The following is a 20714-nucleotide window of genomic DNA, read 5'->3' on the forward strand; positions in this document are numbered from 1 at the left end:
AGTTATGAATTGTCGGTCAGTCTTGCTAATATAAATATGGCACACCCTAAGAGCTTGTTAGCAATGGCTGCCGCACTAGAAATGGTCGTGGAGAAAGGCATTTACGACAAAATTATTGTCACTAGAAACACCCCCGAAATAGCAGAATCAATTGGTTTTTTACCCGGTACCGAAGAAGAAAAGATGGCCCCTTGGTTAGCGGCTATTACCGATACGCTAGAAGTGTTGCATAAACATGATGAGTCAATGTCAGGCTCAATGAACTACATAATGGAAAAAGCCAATATTCAGTTTAAATCGGTCAATTTCATGCGTGGGCGGAGTATTCAGAATGCGTTTGTGTTTTTAGATGAGTGTCAAAATTTGACGGCTTCTCAGCTTAAAACCATTATTACTCGCTGCGGAGAAGGAACCAAATTGGTATGCTGTGGCAACTTAGCGCAAATTGACAGTAACTATTTGTCGGCGGTTACGTCTGGTTTAACCTATATTGTTGAGCGGTTTAAAGATTTTGATGGCAGTGCAAATGTTTACTTAAATGGTGTGGTTAGGAGCCGTTTAGCCTCATTTGCAGAAGAGAAACTATAGAAGGTAAAAGATGATTGGAGACGCAAACAAACGTGCATTTCACCGTATGTTGATTGATGCTGAACTACGGATTTGGGTTGGTCAGCAAAGCTATTCCGGTGTATGTAAAGACTTAAGTGCTACCGGTATGGGGATTAGCCTAAAAGGGGTGCAACTAGCTTTAGGTGATGAGGTCGAAGTCGCGCTTAGTGGCGAAGGTGTCGCTCCCTTTAGCGCTAAAGGAAAAGTCGTTCGCTGTAACGGTGATGTGAATGTCGACTGTGCGATTGAGTTTACTTCTCTGTCTTAAATTCCGGTGCTGTCCAGTTCATTCGTTGGTAGGTGTAAAAGCCTGCGCGAATGTACTGGGCACTGGTTTTAGCTACCTCTCCTAACTTATATAAGGCTGGTCCGGTTGGTTCAGCTAATACGTATTTTCTTCCGTTTATCTCTACGGTTTCATCATCTGCTCGCGGCGCAACGGATATCGCCAATAAGGCATGATTGGGCACATAAATAATGACCACATCTAAACGTGGGAACACGGTCTTTAAAGCGCTAGCGATTAAAGTCGTTTTGCTGTCACAGTCGCCTAGGTTGTTCCTAATGACCTGAATGGGTGTAAGGTAGCCAGCCCCGCGTAAGTTATCTCTCGATCGCAAGGGGTTATAGGGAATCGACTGAACAAAACCCAGTAAATAGTTGGTAACTTCTCGAGTATCTGACTGTTTATCACCTAATGCATGTAAACTATTACTCAACCAACTAAACAGGTATTGCGCGCTTTCATGGGCAAACCGATTGTGGTCGGGCATGATTCCTACTTGGCCATCAGCCGTCTTTTTTTCTACAAAGTACTGTTGTGTTAAATAGTCTTGATAATGTTGGTTTATTTCTTCATTTAGGCTGGCTGCTAGTTGCTTAAGTAGGGCTTGGTCATTACCTTTTAATTGATAATTGAGCTGACCATTGTCGCTACTAAAGTTAACTTGGGCGCGTTTAGGATCAATATTATTTACACTCGCTTTTAGCTGAGCTAATACGTATTGCTGTGCGTGTTTGGGTCGATATTGGATAAACTTGGTGAGTTTGTGAGGATAGTTGAGTAGCTCAAATTGAAGTTGCTGTTGCTGGTGTTGTTGGTCATTCCAAAGGTAGGCGTAGTGCCCTGCGTTACGTTCAAAGCGGAGTTGTTCAGCTTGGCTAAACCCAGAGAATAAGCCGGAGAAAATGACTAACAAGCTTAAGCGTATCATCATTTACCTCCGGTCTTTTATTGGCAATTAGCTAAGTTTTGATTGCTTTTGTTTAGCGATCTGCTCGGCGCGATGGATATGATTTAACACATGAACGAAGGCCTTGGCGGACGCTTCAACAATGTCGGTGGCTAGACCCATACCGTGATATTTACGCCCTTGGTAGTTAGCAACAATGTCTGCTTTACCTAAAGCGTCTTTAATATCTGATTTTTGCGCGGCGCTGGTCCCACCGCCAGCGGCTTCAATGGTGTAATCATCAATCTTGATATCATAGCCCGTTATTTTTCTTAAACAGCGATAAGCCGCATCAATAGGGCCGTTACCGGTGGAGGCTTCAAGAATAGTCTCCTCTCCAGCAATGAGTTTAACTGTAGCAGTAGAGACCACATCCGAGCCACTTTGGGCACTTAAATACTCCAAACGGTAATGCTCTGATTCATCTTGTAGATTGTTGAAAAATACCAATGCTTCTAAGTCATAATCAAATACTTGGCCTTTACGGTCTGCCAACTCTAAGAAGCTATCGTATAGTTCATTTAAGTCGTAATCATTTTCGCTGTAACCTAATTCAGCCATGCGATGTTTAATCACATGGCGGCCCGAACGTGAGGTAAGGTTTAAGCTGTTTTTATTTAAACCTATGCTTTCTGGTGTCATGATTTCATAGGTGTTTTCGTTTTTCAGCATGCCATCTTGGTGAATACCAGAGGAATGAGAAAACGCGTTGCTGCCAACAATGGCTTTGTTCGCCTGCACAGGCATATTGCATAGGTGGCTAACTAATTGGCTAGCACGGTAAATCTCTTGTGATTTAATATTGGTGGTTAAGCCGCCTAGTTGATCTTTTCGTGTGTTGATGATCATCGCCACTTCTTCCAGTGAACAATTACCCGCGCGTTCTCCAATACCGTTTAAGGTACATTCAATTTGCCGCGCGCCTTGCTGTACCGCTGCGATAGAGTTGGCCACCGACAAGCCCAAATCATCATGGCAGTGCACTGAGATAATGGCTTGGTCAATGTTGGGTACGCGGTTGAATAGTTGAGTAATGATGCCACCAAACTCGCTAGGTACCGTGTAGCCCACGGTATCGGGAATATTAACGGTAGTTGCCCCTGCTTTGATAGCGGCTTCAACCATGCGGCATAGGTTATCAATAGGAGTACGGCCTGCATCCTCACAAGAAAATTCGACATCGTTAGTGTAGTTACGGGCATGTTTTACCGCTTTTACCGCCATATCTAATACGTCGTCAAAACTACGTTTAAGTTTGCTTTCTACATGCACAGTAGAGGTGGATATAAAGGTGTGAATACGGAAGGCTTCAGCGACTTTTAGTGCTTCGGCTGCCACATCAATGTCTTTAGGCAGGGCGCGAGATAGTGCACATACCGTTGAGTTTTTGATTTCCCGAGCAATGGTTTGCACCGAATCAAAATCGCCGGGCGAAGAGATAGGAAAGCCAACTTCCATAATGTCTACACCTAAACGTTCCAGGGCAAAGGCTATTTGCAGCTTTTCTTTCACGGTTAAACTGGCTGCTAGTGCTTGTTCGCCATCACGTAAGGTTGTATCAAAAATTTTGACTAGATCAGACATTAATTAATCCTTGTCTATTGTTATCTGTGTTTGCCTAACAGCATGCGTAGTCGATTAGGTTTATGATTAGTACGACATATTTAAAGTGCACACGTTTGTGGCTATTTTAGCAAGCTCACATCTTACTGGTTAAGCGTAAATTGAGCTAGCCACTTACGCGATAAATTAATAGGAGTGTTAGGCGTGAAGAAAACAGCAATAGTACTGGGTGCTACAGGCCTAGTTGGACGCGAGTTGGTGCGACAGTTACTTGATGATACTCGTTGGGGAAAGGTAGTGGTGGTTGCCCGCCGTGGCCTAGATATAAAAGCTGAAGCGCTGGAAGAACATTTGGTAGATTTTGACCACATTGAAGATTGGCAGTATCTGCTACAAGGTCATAGTTTGTTTATCTGTTTAGGTACAACCCTCAAACAAGCAGGCAGCAAACAAGTGATGCGGCAAATTGACTTGGATCTGCCTATACAGTTAGCCACAATCGCCAAGCAACATCAGGTGCAAGACTGTTTAGTTATCTCGTCACTAATGGCTAATGCAAATTCTTTTGCTTATTACCTACGCTTGAAAGGTGAGCTTGAGCAACAACTCGCGAGTTTACAATTCGAGCGCTTAATGATTTTTCGCCCCGGCCCTCTGCTGGGAGAGCGTTCAAGCCCGCGGTTTTCTGAGCAGGTGGTAGCAGCCATGCAGCCCTTATTTGGTTTTACTTATTCACCACTGAAGGCTTGGAGAGGTATTCGGGCAGAAGATCTTGCGCAATTAATGATAAGCAAAGCCAATAGTTCCACGGTTGAACGGCAGCAGGTTTTTGAAAAGGAGACGCTATTTAGTTAAGTCTAAGGGGCCGCGTATCTATCGGTTTATCTCAAACTGGTCGCAAGCTAAGCCTTCTGTGTCATCGTTTTGTCAATTTTCTTTCATTTCCCGGTAAAGCAACTTATCCAATCTTAGCGAAGGCACTGAGAAGGAGAGTTGTATGTTACAGCGACTAAACCGGTGGGATTACGCCATATCAGCCACATGTTTGGGGCATCGTTTCAATCGACAGATTGCGAGTATGGCTAAGGTAGTTTCTCATTCAGGAGATGGTTATTACTATGCACTTTTGGGCGGGGCGATTGCTTTTAGCCCTTTTGCCGCCCCTTTTTTAAGCCTAGCGCTACCTGCTTTTGCTTTAGAGTTACTGGCTTATTTATTGCTAAAGCAAATTTTTCGCCGTGACCGCCCGCAATCACTTCCGGTATTTATTTGTCCCTCAGATCGTTTCAGTTTTCCCTCTGGACACAGTGCTGGGGCTTTTGTTATGGCTGCGTGCGTAGCTGAGGTGTTCCCTTCTTGGGCTATGTTGGCCTTTTGCTGGGCTGGCTTAATTGCGTTCTCTAGGGTGTTGTTGGGAGTGCATTTTGTCAGCGACGTCATTGCTGGGGCGTGTCTAGGTCTAGTCATTGTTTATAGTTTAATTTAGGAAGTGACGATAATGCGGATTCTTTATGGTGTTCAAGGGACGGGTAATGGCCATATTACTCGGGCACGTTTGCTTTGTTCTGCATTGAAAAAGCAGGGAATTGAGGTCGACGTATTAATGTCGGGCCGAGTGGGAAAGCAACCAGAGGTGGCTGAGTTTGGTGAATATCAACGTGTAAAGGGGATTAGTTTTTATCACCGCCACGGCAAAGTAGATAAGTGGGCGACCTTTCGGCATTTGGCGCTGGTTCGTTTTGCTCATGACGTAACCAGCTTGGACCTCTCCCAATATGACTTGCTGATTAATGACTTTGAGCCAGTGAGTGCATGGGCTGCAAAATTGCAGGGGCTACCCAGTCTCTCTATTTCGCACCAAGCGGCATTTTTGCATGACATACCCACCAAAGAAATGGGCGTTTGGAGCAAACTGTTAGTGCGTTATTTTTCACCTTGTAAACATAATCTGGGCGTACATTGGTGTGATTTTCAACAAGCAATTATCCCGCCATTGGTTGAGCGCTTAGAAAACATCAGCAATAACGGCAGTATCTTAGTGTATTTACCCTTTGAGACCTTGGAGCAAGTATTACCGCTATTACGTCGATTTACCGGTTATCAGTTTGTCTGCTTTCATCCTGCTATCACTCAGCCAAGTCAGGATCAAAACGTTCAATTGCGGCCGATTGATAGAAAAAGCTTTTTAAGCGCGCTAAGTCAATGTGCGGGGGTGTTCTGTAATGCCGGGTTTGAGCTACCGTCGGAAGCTATGGCTGCCGGCAAAAAAGTACTGGTGAAACCCTTACTCGGTCAATTTGAACAAGTGACCAATGCCTATACTTTACACAGCCTTGGCTTGGCGCAGGTGGCGGAAAGCCTAGAGCCCTATTTATTAGATTCGTGGTTACAGCTAGAGCAGAGTGAAGCGGTTAAATACCCTGATGTTGCCGCTGAACTGGCCTTGTGCATTCAATCTGGTGAATGGCAAGATTTGTTAGTGATGGCCAAGGCAATGTGGCAACAAGTGAGTTACCCCGCAGCAAGCCAATTATTAATGGCAAATATAGACGCTGATAAATCAACAAGCAGGAATTCATGGACTAGAATTAAAGTGTCTGGCTAGCCTATTAGGGAGGAGGAGACATGCGATTTACAAATGAAGATGGGGAAGTGATGGAGCTTGCGAACAATGTCACCCTGCAGGAACTGTACGATATGGGGGTAAGCATTTCGGTAAGTGAAGATTCAGACCCAGATCAGCAAATTTGGTTGACCGAAGAACATGACGCCATAAAGTAACTTTTTGAACGAAATACAAGTAAGAGCCAGTGGGTTACTTTGTAACTATCTGGCTCTTTGTTTGATTGTCGACTTATTGTTCTTAATTTCGCCGGCTTTTGTGTGACTTGTTTATATGATTTGCTGCTAAAAAGCTTAGAAAGGCGCGACAAAAGCATAGACGCTGGGGGGCAAGAAACGTTAAAGTGCTAATCTTGGAAGACAGGATTTTTTAGTCCCATTTCCCGCAACACAATGAATTTTCCCCACAATTAAAATAAATAAAGCCTGGAGGCTTGAACATGGAGAAGTTATCCGGCGCCGAAATGGTCGTCCGCTGTTTGCAAGATCAGGGTATTAAACACATATTTGGTTACCCTGGCGGCTCAGTATTAGATGTTTATGATGCGCTATTTGATAGTAGTGATATTGAGCATGTTTTGGTTAGGCACGAGCAGGCAGCTGTGCATATGGCCGACGGTTATGCACGCGCAACTGGTGAAGTAGGTACGGTATTGGTGACCTCTGGTCCCGGTGCAACAAATACGATTACTGGCATTGCTACAGCCTACATGGATTCTGTGCCTTTGGTGATATTGTCTGGTCAAGTACCAACTAGCCTAATTGGTCAAGATGCCTTCCAAGAAACAGACATGATTGGCGTTTCACGTCCAGTGGTTAAACATAGCTTCTTAGTTAAGAAAGCTGAAGATATCCCTGCTGCTATCAAAAAAGCCTATTACATCGCGGCCACTGGGCGACCAGGTCCGGTGGTGATTGATTTACCCAAAGATGTTCAAAACCCCTTATTAAAATTTCCTTATGAATACCCTAAATCCGTTAGCATGCGATCTTACAATCCTACGTTAACGGGTCACAAAGGACAGATTAAAAAAGCCGTTAAAGCTTTAGCTGAAGCCGAAAGGCCTGTTCTCTATGTCGGCGGTGGTGCCATTATGGCCGAAGCCGGTGAACAAATTAGTCAGCTGGTCGACTTATTCAATATGCCTGTTACCTCAACCTTAATGGGTTTAGGTGCATTTTCCTCAACCGATCCGCGGTTTGTGGGTATGTTAGGAATGCACGGTACCTATGAAGCAAACATGTCGATGCACAATGCCGATGTGATTTTTGCTGTTGGTGCGCGCTTTGATGATCGTGTGACTAACAACGTGGCCAAGTTCTGCCCGAACGCGACCATTCTGCATATTGATATTGACCCAACGTCTATCTCAAAAACGGTTCGTGCTGATATTCCCATTGTTGGATCCGTAGATGCTGTGATTGACCAAATGCTTGAGTGTATCGAAGAAACCGGTGCAAAAAATGATGCCGATAGCTTGAAAGATTGGTGGGCACAAGTTGACCAATGGCGCAGCCGTAAGTGTTTAAACTATGCCAAAAGTGACACGGTTATTAAGCCTCAGCAAGTGATTGAGTCGATGTATCGCGTGACTAAGGGCGATGCTTATGTCACCTCGGATGTGGGGCAGCATCAAATGTTTGCCGCCTTATATTATCCTTTTGACAAGCCGCGTCGTTGGATCAACTCTGGTGGTTTAGGCACAATGGGCTTTGGTTTTCCTGCTGCCATGGGGGTTAAGTTTGCATTTCCTGATGCAACCGTAGCGTGTGTGACCGGCGATGGTTCTATTCAGATGAATATTCAAGAGCTATCTACTTGTTTGCAATATAACGTACCAGTGGTGATTGTATCGCTAAACAACCGTTCATTAGGGATGGTTAAGCAGTGGCAAAAAATGTTCTACGATGGGCGTCAATCTCATTCTTATATGGATTCGGTTCCAGACTTCGTTAAATTAGCGGAAGCCTACGGCCACGTTGGGATGCAGGTTAATCATCCTGATGAGTTAGATGCGGCGATGGAAAAAGCTTTCTCGATGAAAGACCGAGTGGTGTTCATGGACATCATGGTTGACCCAGAAGAGCACGTTTATCCGATGCAAATTAAAACCGAAGCGATGAAAGATATGTGGCTAAGTAAAACGGAGAGAACTTAATGCGCCGAATTATTTCAGTTTTATTAGAAAATGAAGCCGGCGCGCTATCTCGTGTGACGGGCTTGTTCTCTCAGCGTGGTTTCAACATCGATTCTTTAACGGTTTCGACCACTGAAGATCCCACCTTATCACGTATGAGTATTTGTACTTTTGGTGACGAAAACACCATTGAACAAATTACCAAGCAATTAAATAAGCTGGTTGATGTACTTAAGGTTTCCGAGCTAACCGAAGCAGAGCACGTTGAACGCGAAATTATGCTGGTTAAAGTACGCGCGGCTGGCGGTGTTCGTGAAGAAGTCATGCGAACTTGTGACATTTTCCGTGGTCAAATCGTCGATGTTACCCCTAGCATGTATATAATGCAGCTGAGCGGTGATAGCGCTAAGTTGGATGCTTGTGTGAAAACTCTCGCTCAGTCTACTGAGATTTTGGAAGTGGTAAGAAGTGGCGTATGTGGCATGAGCCGCGGTGAGCGTATGCTTCGCCCTTAAACTTTCTTATCGTGAGTTAAAGACCAGCCTAGGCTGGTCTTTTTTGTTTTACAGCCAAGCTTATTGGGATTAACTGATATACTCAAACCTAGGTCGAGCTACAGGATGATAAGCCGACAGAGTTTGAACGGTGAGGAACACCACGCATGAAGTTTTCGAATAGAATTATTATTTTCACCATCAGCTGTGTTGTAGGTGCAGTGTTACTGGTGCTTCTGGGTGGTGCCTTAACCTTTAGGCAGTTAGCCTTCAATCAACAACAACACCAGTTACGTTCAGTGGTTGATGTTATTGATGGCCAATTGAGTGTGCAGCCAGACACCCCTGAGTTTGCCCAGTGGTTACCTAATTGGTTGCGGGCGCATAATATTCAAGTGTTAGAAGTTTCAAACCGAGGAGGGGTTTTATACACTTTTCGTGAGCTTAATTACAGCGGTGGAACAAATAGTCTAGTGGCTTATCGTTACCCACTGAAAGCCCATGCCGATTTTACCATTCAGATTTGGGTTGAACGTCCTTTTAAGCAGCTTAGCTACGAGCCAGAAGCCATGTTAGGCATTGTGGGCGGATTGCTGATAGTGGCATTCGGCTTGATAGCCGTTTTTCGCTGGCTAAAGAGCAGTATGTATGGTGCAGAATTACTGCAATCAAGAGGTAATCAAGTGTTAGCTGGACGGCTGCGAGATGTTAAAGACGGCCACCCCAAAGAATGGCCAAATGCAGCGAGCAAGGCCATCTGCCAGTTAATCAATGAGCTTATCGAAGCACGCCAAGAGCGTAGTCGATTTGATTGTATTATTCGCAATAATGCCTTTGTAGATGAACTCACGCAGCTCTCTAATCGGACCCATTTTTATAACCAGTTGGAAGCCGAAATTGGTGATGCAGATGCGCATACTGGCGCGGTAATGTTGATTTATTTGCGCGGTATGGATGATGTGAATTATCAATATGCGCGTAATGAAGGTGACACCATATTGCAGCAATGTGCGCAAACCTTAAAGCAATATACTCAGCGAAATATTGACGTGAATTTGGCGCGTTACAGTGGCGATGCCTTTGCTTTGTTAATGCCCTTATCTACTTTGAATGAAGCTGAAGAGGCTGCTGCAGGTATTTTAAAACAGCTAGAGCGCATCTCTTTGCCTGAGGTGGCTGATGCAGATGACTTCTTCTATATCGGTATTGCAGGTTATGAGTATGGCGATAATGCACAATTAGTGATCGAGCAAGCTGAAGATGCACTACGAGTGGCGCAAATGCAGCGGCACAATGGTTGGTTTTTAGTGGCCAGAGATCTGAGTTCTTCACAAACCGGCAAGGGGTCGGTGCGCTGGCGAACATTATTGCAGCATGTCATAAGCAATGACGGTATTCATTACTATCAGCAATCAGTGTATGACGAACATGGCGGGGTTTGTTATAACGAACTGCTGGCGCGGATTACCGACTACCAAGGGGAGGTTATCAACGCAGGGGTATTTTTACCGTGGGCCGAGAAAAGCGGTTTGCAGGTGGCCTTTGATCAGCACGGATTAAACTTTGCCATGAAATATGCCAAGTATTCGCGAACCCCTATCAGTATTAATTTGAATATCGCCACCGTGATCAAGCAGTCAGTTATGCGCGAGCTATTGCAATGGGTGTTTTCTACGCCCTATAAAGAATGCCAAAAACTGATATTAGAGTTTCCCGAAACTCAGCTCTCCAAATTAAATGATACCGAGTTATTGCGTTTAAAGGCGCTCAATAAAAAAGGCATCAAGATCGCCGTTGAGCGCGCAGGTCAACACGTAGTTAGCACTCAATACATCAGTGAACTAACACTTGAATATGTAAAATTGCATGCTAGTTTGGTCAGAGATATTCAAGTTCGCCAAGTTAATCAGCTGGCGGTAAGCTCGTTGATTGCCAGTTGTGCAGACCGGGTACAAGTGATTGCTGTTGGTGTAGAACGCAACGAAGAGTGGCGAGTATTACAACGATTGGGGGTTCACTGTGGTCAAGGTTTTTGGTTTAGTAAGCCAGAGCCGATCTAGTCTGTTGCTGATGTTTTATTTGCGTTTGATTCATTAATCGTCAGAAATCTAAATTATGTCCTCAGATAGTGGAGAAAAGGCACATATTTGTTGGCTAAGTCTTTCAAAAATAACAGAAGCGTTTACACTAAAAACTATTAAATACATGGATGCATTAAAGGACCGTAGATGGGATTGGCTTTTTGGCGGAATAAAACAGCAAAAATTCGCTGCTGTGCCTACTTGCGATCTGATCTTGTGGTTCTTGCTAATCAGCATCAGCAACTCTTCGAAGCGCCGGTCAGTTCGATTGAGCAATGGCCTGAAGCTTTTGCAACACTTTGCAAAGAGGCCCAAATCAACGGTTCTCATCAAGTTGTCTTTGTATTAGGCAGTCAATATTTTCAGCAGTTTCAAGTCGAAAAACCTAACGTTTCAGAAGAAGAATTAGCCGGAGCCGTACCTTGGACCATTAAGGATATGGTAGCAGAGCCGGTGTTAGATTTGGTGGTTGATTATTACCAAGCGCCCGTAGCGCCAATGGCAACTGAAAAGCTAAATGTGGTCAGTGTTAAAAGATCAATTGTCCAACAGGTGGTTGAAATCGCCACTCGTCAGGATATTACGGTTGAAGGCATTACTATTGAGAGCCTTGCTGCTGTTAATCTATTAGAGGTCAATGATCGTTGTCAGTTGCTATTGTGGCAGCCTAAAGGTGGCGATTTGGAGTTGACCGTGGTCCGGCAAGGGCAAGTTTGTTTTAGCCGTCAATTACGCGCCTTTTCCAGTTTAGGTAAGATGCAAGAAATAGAGTTTACCCAAACATTCTTCGACAGTTTGAGCCTAGAGCTGCAACGCTCCATCGACTATATTAGTGCCACCCTAAAATTGCCTGAAGTGAATGTGATCAAGCTAGCCATTCCTAGTCGATTTTGTGACGAAATAGCGAAACAATTGCAACAAAATCTCGGCCCTAAAGTGTCTCTATTGGAGCTATCAGCGATAGATGATAGTCAGTTCTTCTACCAAATGCCGGCCATTGGCGGCCTTCAGGAAGGGGGATTATCGTGAAAACGAGAATTAACCTTTATACCGAGGAGTTTCGCCCCAAACCAGAGCTGGTATCCTTACGTCAGGTTATGTTGTCTTGGGTACTGATCGCCGTGGTAGCGCTTGTTTGGGGGATCTGGCAGCAGAATCAAAGTGATAGCGCGGTATTCAAAGCGTCACAGCAACGCAAGTTGGTTAAACAACAAGAAGCGGAACTGGCTAAGCTTAAAACTGCCATTGAGCAACGAGCCGTTGATGTAAATTTACAGCGTGAACTTGATGTATTACAACAAGAAGTGAAACTTAAGCGACTGTTAAATCAGCGTTTACAGGGGCAGAATTATGCTAATCAAGGTTTTTCATCTTCTTTAACCGCTTTAGCCTCGATCCCAAACGAGCAAATTTGGTTAACCGAAATACAGATACAGCGTGGCAAAATGGCCTTGACGGGTCAATCTAGTCGAAGTGATGCAGTGCCAAAATGGTTGAAGCAGTTTCAAGCTTATCCAGAGTTATCCAATCAGCAATTCGCCGGTTTAAAAATCTATCGCGATGAGCAGCAGCAGCTTAACTTTAGCTTAAGTGGGTCTCATTCTGCTGATGTTGTCTTAGGAGGTCTGGATGACTGAGCAATGGTCCCATTGGCAAGCGCGTTTTGCAGCCTTAAGCTTACGTGAACGAATACTCATTTTATGTGTGGGCTTAGTGGTTGTCGGGTTTCCTGCTTACTATCTATGGTTAGAACCCGCGCTAATTAAGCAAGATAAAGCTGAAAAAGAATTTGTGCAGCTATCTAAAGCGTTAGACGATAATCAGCAGTTAATTGCCTTTAGTAAGAATAAACTGCGTGAGGATCCCAATACTGAGATCAACGTCGAACTAAAACATTGGCAATCACAGCTCAGCCAAATAGACAGCAAGCTTGAGTTGCAACAAGCTGGTTTAATTCCGGTTGAGCAAATGGCCGAAGTGCTCGAAAAGTTGTTACAAAAAAATGAAGGCTTAAGCCTAGTGGCACTAGACTCGATTGCCCCGCAAGCGGTGTTATCAAGTAGCGAGACGTCTAGTGATAGCCTTAATTTTTATCGCCATGGTATTCGCTTACAGTTAAGTGGTAGCTATTTCCCTTTGGTTAAATACTTAGAAATTCTAGAGGCTTTGCCACAGCGTTTTTTGTGGCAGCTCATTGACTATAAAGTGGATCAGTACCCTAAGGCAGATATCATCATCAATATTTATACTTTAAGCACCAATAAGGATTTCATTAGTGGTTAAGTATTCATTGCTTGCAATATGGTTAGCCTTACCTGCGCTTATGACAGTGCAGGCTGAAACCTTAAGTGACCCTACTGCGCCGCCGCGCAACCAAACTCAGTCGAAGGCTAAAAGTAAAACTTACTTACCTAGCTTGCAGGCCATTATAGTTGGTGGCGAGCAACCGGGGGCGATACTTAATCAACGCTTTATTAGTCTTAAAGATCACATCTCTGGCTACAGCCTGAGCGAAGTTCATCAAGACTACGTAGTCTTAGTTAAACAAAACCAACAATATCGAATTCAATTGGACAAGGTGTCGGTAAAACGCATCACTGTGCAGGGGCAGTAATACATGTATATTAAACGGATATTTTTAGGCATTAGCATTGTGTTATTGAGTGCCTGTCAAACCACTAAGCGCCCAGACCCTGTTGACGCAAAACAAGCCTTAAATGAAGCACAGCAGCAAACGGTAGCGCCTATAGCTGCACCTGACTTACCCGAAGAAGTGCAGGCAGAACTGATGCCAGAGCTAGCGCTGCAACAAAATGATTTGTTACAGGTAGAGCATCGTTTTGACGTAAACGCGCGTAACGTAGACGCCTTGGCTTTTTTCCCTGCATTGATTAAAGGCTCGCCATTGAGTGTGGCTATGCACCCAGGGGTTGAGGGGAAAATCACCCTCAAGCTTAAAGAAGTGACCTTAAAAGAAGCCGTTGATGTGGTGGCTGATATGTATGGCTATGACATTAAGCGCCAAGGTAAGGTATTGCATGTCTATCCGGCTGGTATGCGGATTGAAACCATCCCGCTGAATTACTTGATGCTTGAACGTTATGGATATACGCGAACGCGGATTAATTCAGGTGGCATTACCGACAGCGATGACAATAATTCGAATAACAGTTCTTCGAATAACTCGTCCAATAATAATTCATCGAATAATTCGTCGAATAACTCTAACAACAATAACAGTACCGGCTCTAATCGAAATAGCAGCTTTAATGGTACTAAAATTGAATCAGCAACAGAAACTCGCCTTTGGTACGAGTTAGAAGAAAGCCTGCGTGGAATGATTGGTATTAATATGCGTCGTGATCGCGGCAATGACACCTCTTACGCCAATGATGGGCGAATGGTAGTGGTGAGCCCACAAGCCGGTTTAGTCACGGTTAGAGCATTTCCAGACGAAATTCGCACCATTAAAACCTTTTTGAGTAAATCTGAGAAAAACTTACAACGGCAAGTGATTCTTGAAGCCAAGATCATTGAAGTCACCTTAAGTGATGGCTACCAACAAGGCATTGATTGGACCAACGCGGGTGATGTATTTGGTTCGACGGAAGTATTATTTAATAGCGTATCTCAAATCCCCGGTGATGCTATTAGCAGTATTCTTGGCGGGGGCGGGGCGTTAACCGTCACCGATGGTAACTTCCAAGCGGTAGTCAAACTATTACAAACCCAGGGTGATGTAAACGTCCTATCTAGCCCGCGAATTACCGCTTCAAATAACCAAAAAGCAGTGATTAAAGTTGGTACTGATGAATACTTTGTAACGGATGTGTCTAATACCACTATCAGTGGTACCAGTACGGTGTCTAATCCCAGTGTTGAATTAACCCCGTTCTTCTCTGGTGTTGCCCTAGATGTGACCCCACAAATTGATGATAACGGTCAAGTTTTACTGCATGTTCACCCCTCTGTGACCGATGTAAAAGAGCAGCGCAAGGTGATTAGTTTTGGTAGCGAAAGTGACAGCTTAGATTTACCGCTGGCGCAAAGTGATATTCGTGAAACAGACACGGTGATTAAGGCGCAATCAGGTGACGTTGTGGTGATTGGTGGCTTAATGAGCTCGAAGCAAGAAGAAATAGTCTCTCAAGTCCCTTTTCTTGGCGCGATACCTGGCTTAGGTGAACTGTTTACTAACCGCGCGGTATCTACCTCTAAAACAGAGTTAGTGATTTTGATTCAGCCAACGGTGGTGCAGCAAGACACCTGGAAGAATGAGCTGAAGAAGTCGCAAGAACTGCTTAATGCTTGGTACCCTGAAGATTAGTAGGCGAATGTAAGTGGCAGTATATTTAGAGTATTTTGGACTTTCTCAGGCCCCATTTGGTTTAACACCAAATACTAGCTTGTATCAAGCATTGCAACCGCATGATGAAGCAATTCAAGTGCTGCAAACAGCCTTACAATCAGGTGAAGGCTTCATTAAAGTGAGCGGTGAAGTGGGTACTGGTAAAACCTTATTATGCCGTAAACTGCTCAATGATAAATCTGAGCAATATCAGTTTGCTTATTTACCCAACCCTAACTTATCGGCCGAGCAAATACACCAAGCCTTAGCGGCCGAGTTAGGCTTGCAGCTTGATGCGTCAATGTCACCGCATAAGGTATTAGAACAAATTCATCATCAGCTGATCCATTTTGCCGGTTTAGAGCGACCGGTAGTGCTATTGATTGATGAGGCGCAGGCCTTAAGTGATGAAGCCTTAGAGGTTATTCGCTTGTTGGGTAACTTAGAAACGGAACAACGTAAGTTGTTGCATGTTGTTTTGTTTGGCCAACCAGAATTGGACCAGCGATTAGCCACTACCCAACTTCGTCAATTACGCCAGCGAATTACTTTCTCTTATCGCTTACGCGCGTTAAGAAATGATGAAATAAGCAGCTATATTCAGCACCGGTTACATCTAAGTGGCTATCGCGGAGGGCCGCTATTTACCTCGCGCTCGCTAAAAATGCTTACTCGCGCTAGTCGAGGCATTCCAAGGCTGATCAACATATTGGCTCACAAAGTATTGATGCTTTGTTACGGAAAGGGCGCCCAGCAAGTGAATGTGGCTATGGTAAAACAAGCGGTGCAAGATACTGAAGATGCTGTGTTATCGCACTACTATCGTAATCTTGTCATTGTGGCTGTCAGCATAATTAGCCTTGGACTTATCGCCGCTATTTGGTTGGGGACGCAATAATGAGCGTTATTAACCAGATGTTGAAGGATCTTGATAAGCGACAGCAAACTAATGCGCAAAATATGTCGCCGCTGGTGGAAGAGTCTGGGCGCAGTGTTCGCGCCTATGTGTTGATGGCTATCGCTTTGTTAGCACTGCTGATTTCAGCATGGTTGGCGCTGCGTTATTTTCAAAATTTAGATGATGTGAGTGATGTACAAGTGCTTAGCGAAGCGCCTGTCAGGTCCTCGGAACAGGGGCCTAATCTATCCGAGCAATTACAGGCAGTGGCTGTTGCCATCGATGTTGATTTAGCCGAAACCGATACTAGCCTTTCTGATGTAGCGCCGCAAAAAGCGGCATCTAGCGCAAGCACAATGCCAGAAATAGAAACAGAAACAGAAGCTGTGGTTGTTCAGTCTAAAGCGCCTGAGCAGTCAACCGCGGGTAAACAAGTTAGCCTTGATACTAGTAGCACAGCTAAAGCCCTTGAGCCAAGGCCAAGCAGCCAAGCATCAGCCAAACCTGCTATCGAGCCGCCTCCCATAAAGCCTAGCGCTGTGGTAGCTGCTCAAACACTCCCAGACGAGCCTAAACCTGTAGTTGAAGAGCCTGTTGTTGAGGAGAGTAAGCAACAGTCAAGTACTGTGGATACTAGCGTCAGTTTAGAAATTAAACCCTTGAAACTTAGCCGTGAGCAACAGGTTGCGCTATACACCAAGCGTGGTTTTCAGGCTTTAGACCGACATTCACCCACCGATGCCAGAGCTGAATTCTCCAAGGCCTTGCAGCTGGATCACTATGCCCATGAAGTACGTGAACAACTGGCAGCTTTGCAATTTGGTCGAGGTGACGTAAGTGCCGCGGTAAATTTGTTAGAAGAAGGGGTTCAGCTTAACCGGTCTCGTGGCTCATTCCGCTTAATGCTCGCTCGCATTTTTGTACAACAAGACAACTTACCGCAGGCGGTCTTCTATTTAGAAAGTGCCCAACCTGATGTTGCTGGCAATATCGACTATTACGCTATGTTAGCTGGTTTAGCTCAACGTTTAGACAAACAAGAATTGGCTTTAAGCGCTTATCAAACCTTAGTTAAGCATGAGCCATCAAGGGCTCGCTGGTGGTTAGGGTATGCCATTGCAAACGATAAGTTAACCCAGTACCAAGAGGCCTTAGCAGCCTATCGACAAGCTGAAGTGTTAGGGCAGCTGTCTAGTCATTCTCGCGACTTTGTCGCAGCGCGTATCCGACAGTTGGAGCAATAAATATGGCGCAACCAAAATTAAGAATGCGTTTGGGTGACTTGTTAGTTAGCGAACAAGTGATCAGTGAAGCTGAGCTAATGAGTGCCTTAGCCCAACAAAAACAAACTGGGCGCAAGCTCGGCGCAACACTGATTGAACTCGGGGTGATTGCCGAGGTTCAATTACTGGAGTTTCTGGCCCGTCAGTTGGGTATTCCCTTTGTCGACCTTGGGCAAATCGCGGTCGACGCCAATGCCGTGGTGATGCTTGGCGAAGTTCATGCGCGACGTTTACGGGCTTTGGTTATCCATAAAGACGGTGATGTACTAACGGTTGCGATTTCAGACCCCGCTGACTTATCAGCCATTGATGCATTGGCCGGCTTATTAGCACCCAACCAGCTTAAATATGTGGTAGCTAGAGAGTCTCAGGTGGTTGACGCCTTTGATCGTTTTTACCGCCGCACGCGTGAGATCGAAGGCTTTGCTCAAGAATTAAAAGAAGAATATGCCAGTGCTGATGAATTCGATATTGGCTTGGCCACCGCTGATGCACAAAGTAATGAAACCACCGTTGTAAAACTGCTGCAATCGCTGTTTGAAGATGCGGTACAAGTGGGCGCCTCTGATATTCATATCGAGCCAGACGATAAGGTACTGCGTATTCGTCAACGAGTTGATGGAGTATTACAAGAAAGTGTACTCAATGAAGTGCAGATTGCGTCGGCGATGGTATTGCGCTTAAAACTGATGTCTGGCTTAGACATTTCAGAAAAGCGCTTACCACAAGACGGCCGGTTTAATATCAAAGTACGTGGTCACTCTATTGATGTTCGATTATCAACCATGCCGATTCAGGCCGGTGAGTCGGTCGTCATGCGTTTGCTTGATCAATCTGCCGGTATTTTGTCTTTAGAGCAAACCGGTATGCCAAAAGACATCATGGAGCGGTTTCGCCGTCAGTTGCATCGCCCCCATGGCATGATCGTCGTGACTGGCCCAACCGGTAGTGGTAAAACCACCACCTTGTATGGCTCTTTGAGTGAGTTAAACCAACCCGAATCGAAGATCATTACGGTTGAAGACCCGGTAGAATACCGGTTGCCGCGGATCAACCAGGTGCAAGTCAATACCAAAATTGGCTTAGACTTTTCTAATATCTTACGTACCACCTTACGCCAAGATCCCGATATCTTGTTAGTGGGCGAAATGCGAGACCAAGAAACCGTAGAGATTGGCCTTAGGGGCGCGCTTACTGGTCACTTGGTGCTCACTACCTTACATACCAACGACGCGATCACTAGTGCTTTAAGGCTCATAGACATGGGGGCGGCAGGCTATTTGGTCGCCAGCTCCTTGCGGGCCATTATTGCTCAGCGATTAGTGCGCCGCTTATGTGAAAACTGTAAACAGCTGCACACTCCCAGTAGTGAGGAGAAGGTATGGTTAGAGCATTTGAGCCAAGATGATTTAAGTCAGCAATCTTTCTATAAAGGGCCGGGTTGTCAAAGCTGTAATTACACCGGTTACAAAGGGCGGATCGGGGTATTTGAAATGCTCGAATTAAACGAAGCGATGATGGAGTGCTTGCGCCGTGACGATCCGGATGAGTTTTCCAAGGTGGCCAAAGCCTCTGCCCATTATCGCCCCTTATCTATGGCTGCCTTAGATTACGCCAAGCAAGGTATTACCTCGGTAGAGGAGGTATTGCGCTTAGTGGAAGAAGTTGATATTTACAGCAGTGTGGTATCTAACGCGGAAGAATCTGAATAATGGCGATGTTTCGCTATCAAGTTCGTGATAGCACCGGCCGACTGATCAATGGAGACATTGAGGCCGCTAATCAGAATGCTGCGGCAGAAAGCTTAATTCGCCGAGGCTTAACGCCAATTAAAATTGCCGAGGGTAAAGCGCGCGGCGAGGGTTTAGGCTCACTAGATGTGAGTAGCTTATGGGAAAGGCGAATTCAGCTTGATGAGCTGGTGGTTTTTACACGGCAAATGTACTCGCTCACCAAGGCGGGTATTCCAATTATGCGGGCCATTAACGGCTTGGCTGAAACCGCCCATAGTAAATTGCTAAGGCGCTCGTTGGCCGGCGTGTCTGATGCGCTAAGTAGTGGCCGTACCCTATCAACCGCGATGGCAGAATACCCTAAAGTGTTCTCTCAGCTGTTTGTGAGTATTGTTCACGTGGGCGAAAATACCGGCCAATTAGAGCAAGCCTTTTTGCAGCTGTCGCAATATCTCGAATTAGAAATGGATACCCGCAAGCGGATTAAAACGGCGATGCGTTATCCCACCTTTGTGATCTTAGCGATTGTGATTGCCATGGTGATCCTCAATATTTTTGTTATCCCTCAGTTTGCCGAAATTTTCGGTCGCTTTAATGTCGAGTTGCCCTTGGCGACGCGAATATTGATTGGCACCTCCAACTTTTTTGTTAACTTTTGGCCGTTATTGCTGATTGGCGTTATTGGCTCGGTATTTTTGGTTCGCTGGTATGTGGCTACACCGAAAGGACGAATGCTGTGGGACAAAACGCGTTTACGTTTACCGGTAGTAGGGTCGGTGATCGAACGTTCTTTGTTGGCGCGTTTTTCGCGTAGTTTTGCCATGATGCTGTCGGCCGGCGTGCCGCTTAACCAAGCGCTTTCGTTGGTGGCTGGCGCAGTAGACAATGCCTTTATGGCGCAACGAATAGTAGAAATGCGCCATGGTATTGAGCGTGGCGAAAGCCTATTACGCAATGCCATATCCAGTGAATTGTTCACACCATTAGTATTACAGATGATTTCTGTGGGCGAAGAAACCGGACAAGTGGACGAATTATTGACCGAGGCCGCAGAATTTTATGAGCGTGAAGTAGATTATGATTTAAAGAGCCTCACCGCGCGCATTGAACCACTATTAATTAGTGTGGTCGCAATTATGGTGCTGGTATTAGCACTAGGAATATTTACACCTATGTGGGATATGATGCGAGCGGTTCGGGGGGGCTAAATGAACCAGCAGCTAGTGGACAGTAACCGCGCTAAATTTAGCGGCTTGGTGACATTCTGCATCGTTTTATTAGTTGTATTGTTGCTTTTTGTTAGCCTTATCAGGACAATGGATCAGGCTGAGCAACAAATTATAGATGAATACTCTCAAACTTGGGGCAAGCAGTTGGCTCAAGTACATGGTTTATGGCTGGCCCGATTTAGACCTCGCCATTTAACGGTAAATTTGTATCAGCGTGATGCCAACTCCACTGAGAATATCGCGCTAGCACCGTTTACTTTAGCCATGAGCAAGGCAGGTTGGCCGCAAGTTGCCACTACTCAGCAGTGTTTGGCTTTATGGCACAAACTGATGGGTATGCCCTTCAAATTTGAAGGTAAGAACAGCTACGCTGACTATAAACAGGCTAAGTGCTTTTATACCGTAGAGCAGTTGGCAGTATTCATATATGACCCTGAATATGGGTCTATCACCAAAGAATGGCTGTAGAGCTAATAAAGGGGTA

At 45.1% G+C, this 20714-nt stretch carries 20 protein-coding genes and 1 pseudogene; 19 read left to right on the forward strand and 2 right to left on the reverse strand.

The annotated features are described in order from the left end of the window. Positions 1-48: 48 nt before the first annotated feature. Positions 49-588 (forward strand): annotated as a pseudogene (locus ACVFI8_RS13920) (PhoH family protein); the annotation flags it as partial. 10 nt (positions 589-598) lie between these two features. Continuing rightward, the gene (locus ACVFI8_RS13925) at positions 599-877 is read left to right on the forward strand and encodes a PilZ domain-containing protein (RefSeq protein ID WP_457871671.1); all 279 of its coding nucleotides are present in this window, start codon (positions 599-601) and stop codon (positions 875-877) included. Here ACVFI8_RS13925 and ACVFI8_RS13930 read toward each other — a convergent pair. Both ACVFI8_RS13930 and leuA read right to left on the reverse strand, forming a co-directional pair. After that, positions 861-1826, reverse strand: coding sequence for a hypothetical protein (locus ACVFI8_RS13930; RefSeq protein ID WP_457871672.1), 966 nt, complete (start codon positions 1824-1826; stop codon positions 861-863). The genes ACVFI8_RS13925 and ACVFI8_RS13930 overlap by 17 nt on opposite strands. Positions 1827-1850: 24 nt before the next feature. Further along, positions 1851-3425 (reverse strand): 2-isopropylmalate synthase, encoded by a 1575-nt coding sequence (leuA, locus tag ACVFI8_RS13935; protein WP_248712964.1) that lies wholly within the window; start codon positions 3423-3425, stop codon positions 1851-1853. A gap of 183 nt (positions 3426-3608) precedes the next feature. Here leuA and ACVFI8_RS13940 point away from each other — a divergent pair, with 183 nt between their 5' ends. The 17 genes from ACVFI8_RS13940 to ACVFI8_RS14020 all read left to right on the forward strand — a co-directional run bounded on the left by ACVFI8_RS13940 (position 3609) and on the right by ACVFI8_RS14020 (position 20698). Then, complete coding sequence (locus tag ACVFI8_RS13940; RefSeq protein ID WP_457871673.1) at positions 3609-4259, forward strand: NAD(P)H-binding protein; 651 nt, start codon at positions 3609-3611, stop codon at positions 4257-4259. Positions 4260-4401: 142 nt separating this feature from the next. Continuing rightward, positions 4402-4890 (forward strand): phosphatase PAP2 family protein, encoded by a 489-nt coding sequence (locus ACVFI8_RS13945; RefSeq protein WP_248712962.1) that lies wholly within the window; start codon positions 4402-4404, stop codon positions 4888-4890. Between the two features lie 12 nt (positions 4891-4902). Continuing rightward, entirely contained in the window at positions 4903-6009 is a 1107-nt protein-coding gene (locus ACVFI8_RS13950) for an MJ1255/VC2487 family glycosyltransferase (RefSeq protein WP_457871674.1), read from the forward strand. 20 nt (positions 6010-6029) lie between these two features. Then, positions 6030-6185 carry a hypothetical protein gene (locus ACVFI8_RS13955; RefSeq protein ID WP_457871675.1) on the forward strand — a complete coding sequence of 52 codons (156 nt, stop codon included), beginning with the start codon at positions 6030-6032 and terminating at the stop codon, positions 6183-6185. A 281-nt stretch (positions 6186-6466) separates the two neighbouring features. After that, on the forward strand, positions 6467-8185 hold the full coding sequence (locus tag ACVFI8_RS13960; protein ID WP_248712959.1) for an acetolactate synthase 3 large subunit: 1719 nt from the start codon (positions 6467-6469) through the stop codon (positions 8183-8185). After that, on the forward strand, positions 8185-8679 hold the full coding sequence (gene ilvN, locus ACVFI8_RS13965; RefSeq protein ID WP_248712958.1) for an acetolactate synthase small subunit: 495 nt from the start codon (positions 8185-8187) through the stop codon (positions 8677-8679). Before ACVFI8_RS13960 ends, ilvN begins: the two co-directional genes overlap by 1 nt. Positions 8680-8825: 146 nt before the next feature. After that, a complete protein-coding gene (locus ACVFI8_RS13970) occupies positions 8826-10718 on the forward strand; it encodes an EAL domain-containing protein (protein WP_248712957.1) in 1893 nt (630 codons plus the stop codon). 168 nt (positions 10719-10886) lie between these two features. After that, positions 10887-11768: a hypothetical protein gene (locus ACVFI8_RS13975; protein ID WP_457871676.1), complete on the forward strand. Its 882-nt coding sequence runs from the start codon at positions 10887-10889 to the stop codon at positions 11766-11768. Next, positions 11765-12376: a PilN domain-containing protein gene (locus ACVFI8_RS13980; protein ID WP_248712955.1), complete on the forward strand. Its 612-nt coding sequence runs from the start codon at positions 11765-11767 to the stop codon at positions 12374-12376. Before ACVFI8_RS13975 ends, ACVFI8_RS13980 begins: the two co-directional genes overlap by 4 nt. After that, positions 12369-13022: a hypothetical protein gene (locus tag ACVFI8_RS13985; RefSeq protein ID WP_457871677.1), complete on the forward strand. Its 654-nt coding sequence runs from the start codon at positions 12369-12371 to the stop codon at positions 13020-13022. Before ACVFI8_RS13980 ends, ACVFI8_RS13985 begins: the two co-directional genes overlap by 8 nt. Next, on the forward strand, positions 13015-13353 hold the full coding sequence (locus ACVFI8_RS13990) for a hypothetical protein (RefSeq protein ID WP_457871678.1): 339 nt from the start codon (positions 13015-13017) through the stop codon (positions 13351-13353). Before ACVFI8_RS13985 ends, ACVFI8_RS13990 begins: the two co-directional genes overlap by 8 nt. Before the next feature lie 3 nt (positions 13354-13356). After that, positions 13357-15066: a pilus (MSHA type) biogenesis protein MshL gene (gene mshL, locus ACVFI8_RS13995; protein ID WP_248712952.1), complete on the forward strand. Its 1710-nt coding sequence runs from the start codon at positions 13357-13359 to the stop codon at positions 15064-15066. Between the two features lie 13 nt (positions 15067-15079). After that, entirely contained in the window at positions 15080-15985 is a 906-nt protein-coding gene (locus tag ACVFI8_RS14000; protein WP_305883138.1) for an ExeA family protein, read from the forward strand. Further along, entirely contained in the window at positions 15985-17229 is a 1245-nt protein-coding gene (locus ACVFI8_RS14005; RefSeq protein ID WP_248712951.1) for a tetratricopeptide repeat protein, read from the forward strand. Before ACVFI8_RS14000 ends, ACVFI8_RS14005 begins: the two co-directional genes overlap by 1 nt. Before the next feature lie 2 nt (positions 17230-17231). Then, the gene (locus tag ACVFI8_RS14010; RefSeq protein ID WP_457871679.1) at positions 17232-18980 is read left to right on the forward strand and encodes a GspE/PulE family protein; all 1749 of its coding nucleotides are present in this window, start codon (positions 17232-17234) and stop codon (positions 18978-18980) included. Beyond that, a complete protein-coding gene (locus ACVFI8_RS14015) occupies positions 18980-20209 on the forward strand; it encodes a type II secretion system F family protein (protein WP_457871680.1) in 1230 nt (409 codons plus the stop codon). The genes ACVFI8_RS14010 and ACVFI8_RS14015 overlap by 1 nt, the downstream gene beginning before the upstream one ends. After that, on the forward strand, positions 20210-20698 hold the full coding sequence (locus ACVFI8_RS14020) for a hypothetical protein (protein ID WP_457871681.1): 489 nt from the start codon (positions 20210-20212) through the stop codon (positions 20696-20698). Positions 20699-20714: the final 16 nt, after the last annotated feature.

The organism is Agarivorans sp. MS3-6 (assembly GCF_054112545.1).

Bases quoted from the DNA above. Each gene is read 5' to 3' on its own strand.
- ACVFI8_RS13925 (WP_457871671.1), top strand. From the start codon at position 599: ATGATTGGAGACGCAAACAAACGTGCATTTCACCGTATGTTGATTGAT.
- ACVFI8_RS13930 (WP_457871672.1), bottom strand. From the start codon at position 1,826: ATGATGATACGCTTAAGCTTGTTAGTCATTTTCTCCGGCTTATTCTCT.
- leuA (WP_248712964.1), bottom strand. From the start codon at position 3,425: ATGTCTGATCTAGTCAAAATTTTTGATACAACCTTACGTGATGGCGAA.
- ACVFI8_RS13945 (WP_248712962.1), top strand. From the start codon at position 4,402: ATGTTACAGCGACTAAACCGGTGGGATTACGCCATATCAGCCACATGT.
- ACVFI8_RS13950 (WP_457871674.1), top strand. From the start codon at position 4,903: ATGCGGATTCTTTATGGTGTTCAAGGGACGGGTAATGGCCATATTACT.
- ACVFI8_RS13955 (WP_457871675.1), top strand. From the start codon at position 6,030: ATGCGATTTACAAATGAAGATGGGGAAGTGATGGAGCTTGCGAACAAT.
- ACVFI8_RS13960 (WP_248712959.1), top strand. From the start codon at position 6,467: ATGGAGAAGTTATCCGGCGCCGAAATGGTCGTCCGCTGTTTGCAAGAT.
- ilvN (WP_248712958.1), top strand. From the start codon at position 8,185: ATGCGCCGAATTATTTCAGTTTTATTAGAAAATGAAGCCGGCGCGCTA.
- ACVFI8_RS13970 (WP_248712957.1), top strand. From the start codon at position 8,826: ATGAAGTTTTCGAATAGAATTATTATTTTCACCATCAGCTGTGTTGTA.
- ACVFI8_RS13975 (WP_457871676.1), top strand. From the start codon at position 10,887: ATGGGATTGGCTTTTTGGCGGAATAAAACAGCAAAAATTCGCTGCTGT.
- ACVFI8_RS13985 (WP_457871677.1), top strand. From the start codon at position 12,369: ATGACTGAGCAATGGTCCCATTGGCAAGCGCGTTTTGCAGCCTTAAGC.
- mshL (WP_248712952.1), top strand. From the start codon at position 13,357: ATGTATATTAAACGGATATTTTTAGGCATTAGCATTGTGTTATTGAGT.
- ACVFI8_RS14005 (WP_248712951.1), top strand. From the start codon at position 15,985: ATGAGCGTTATTAACCAGATGTTGAAGGATCTTGATAAGCGACAGCAA.
- ACVFI8_RS14010 (WP_457871679.1), top strand. From the start codon at position 17,232: ATGGCGCAACCAAAATTAAGAATGCGTTTGGGTGACTTGTTAGTTAGC.
- ACVFI8_RS14015 (WP_457871680.1), top strand. From the start codon at position 18,980: ATGGCGATGTTTCGCTATCAAGTTCGTGATAGCACCGGCCGACTGATC.
- ACVFI8_RS14020 (WP_457871681.1), top strand. From the start codon at position 20,210: ATGAACCAGCAGCTAGTGGACAGTAACCGCGCTAAATTTAGCGGCTTG.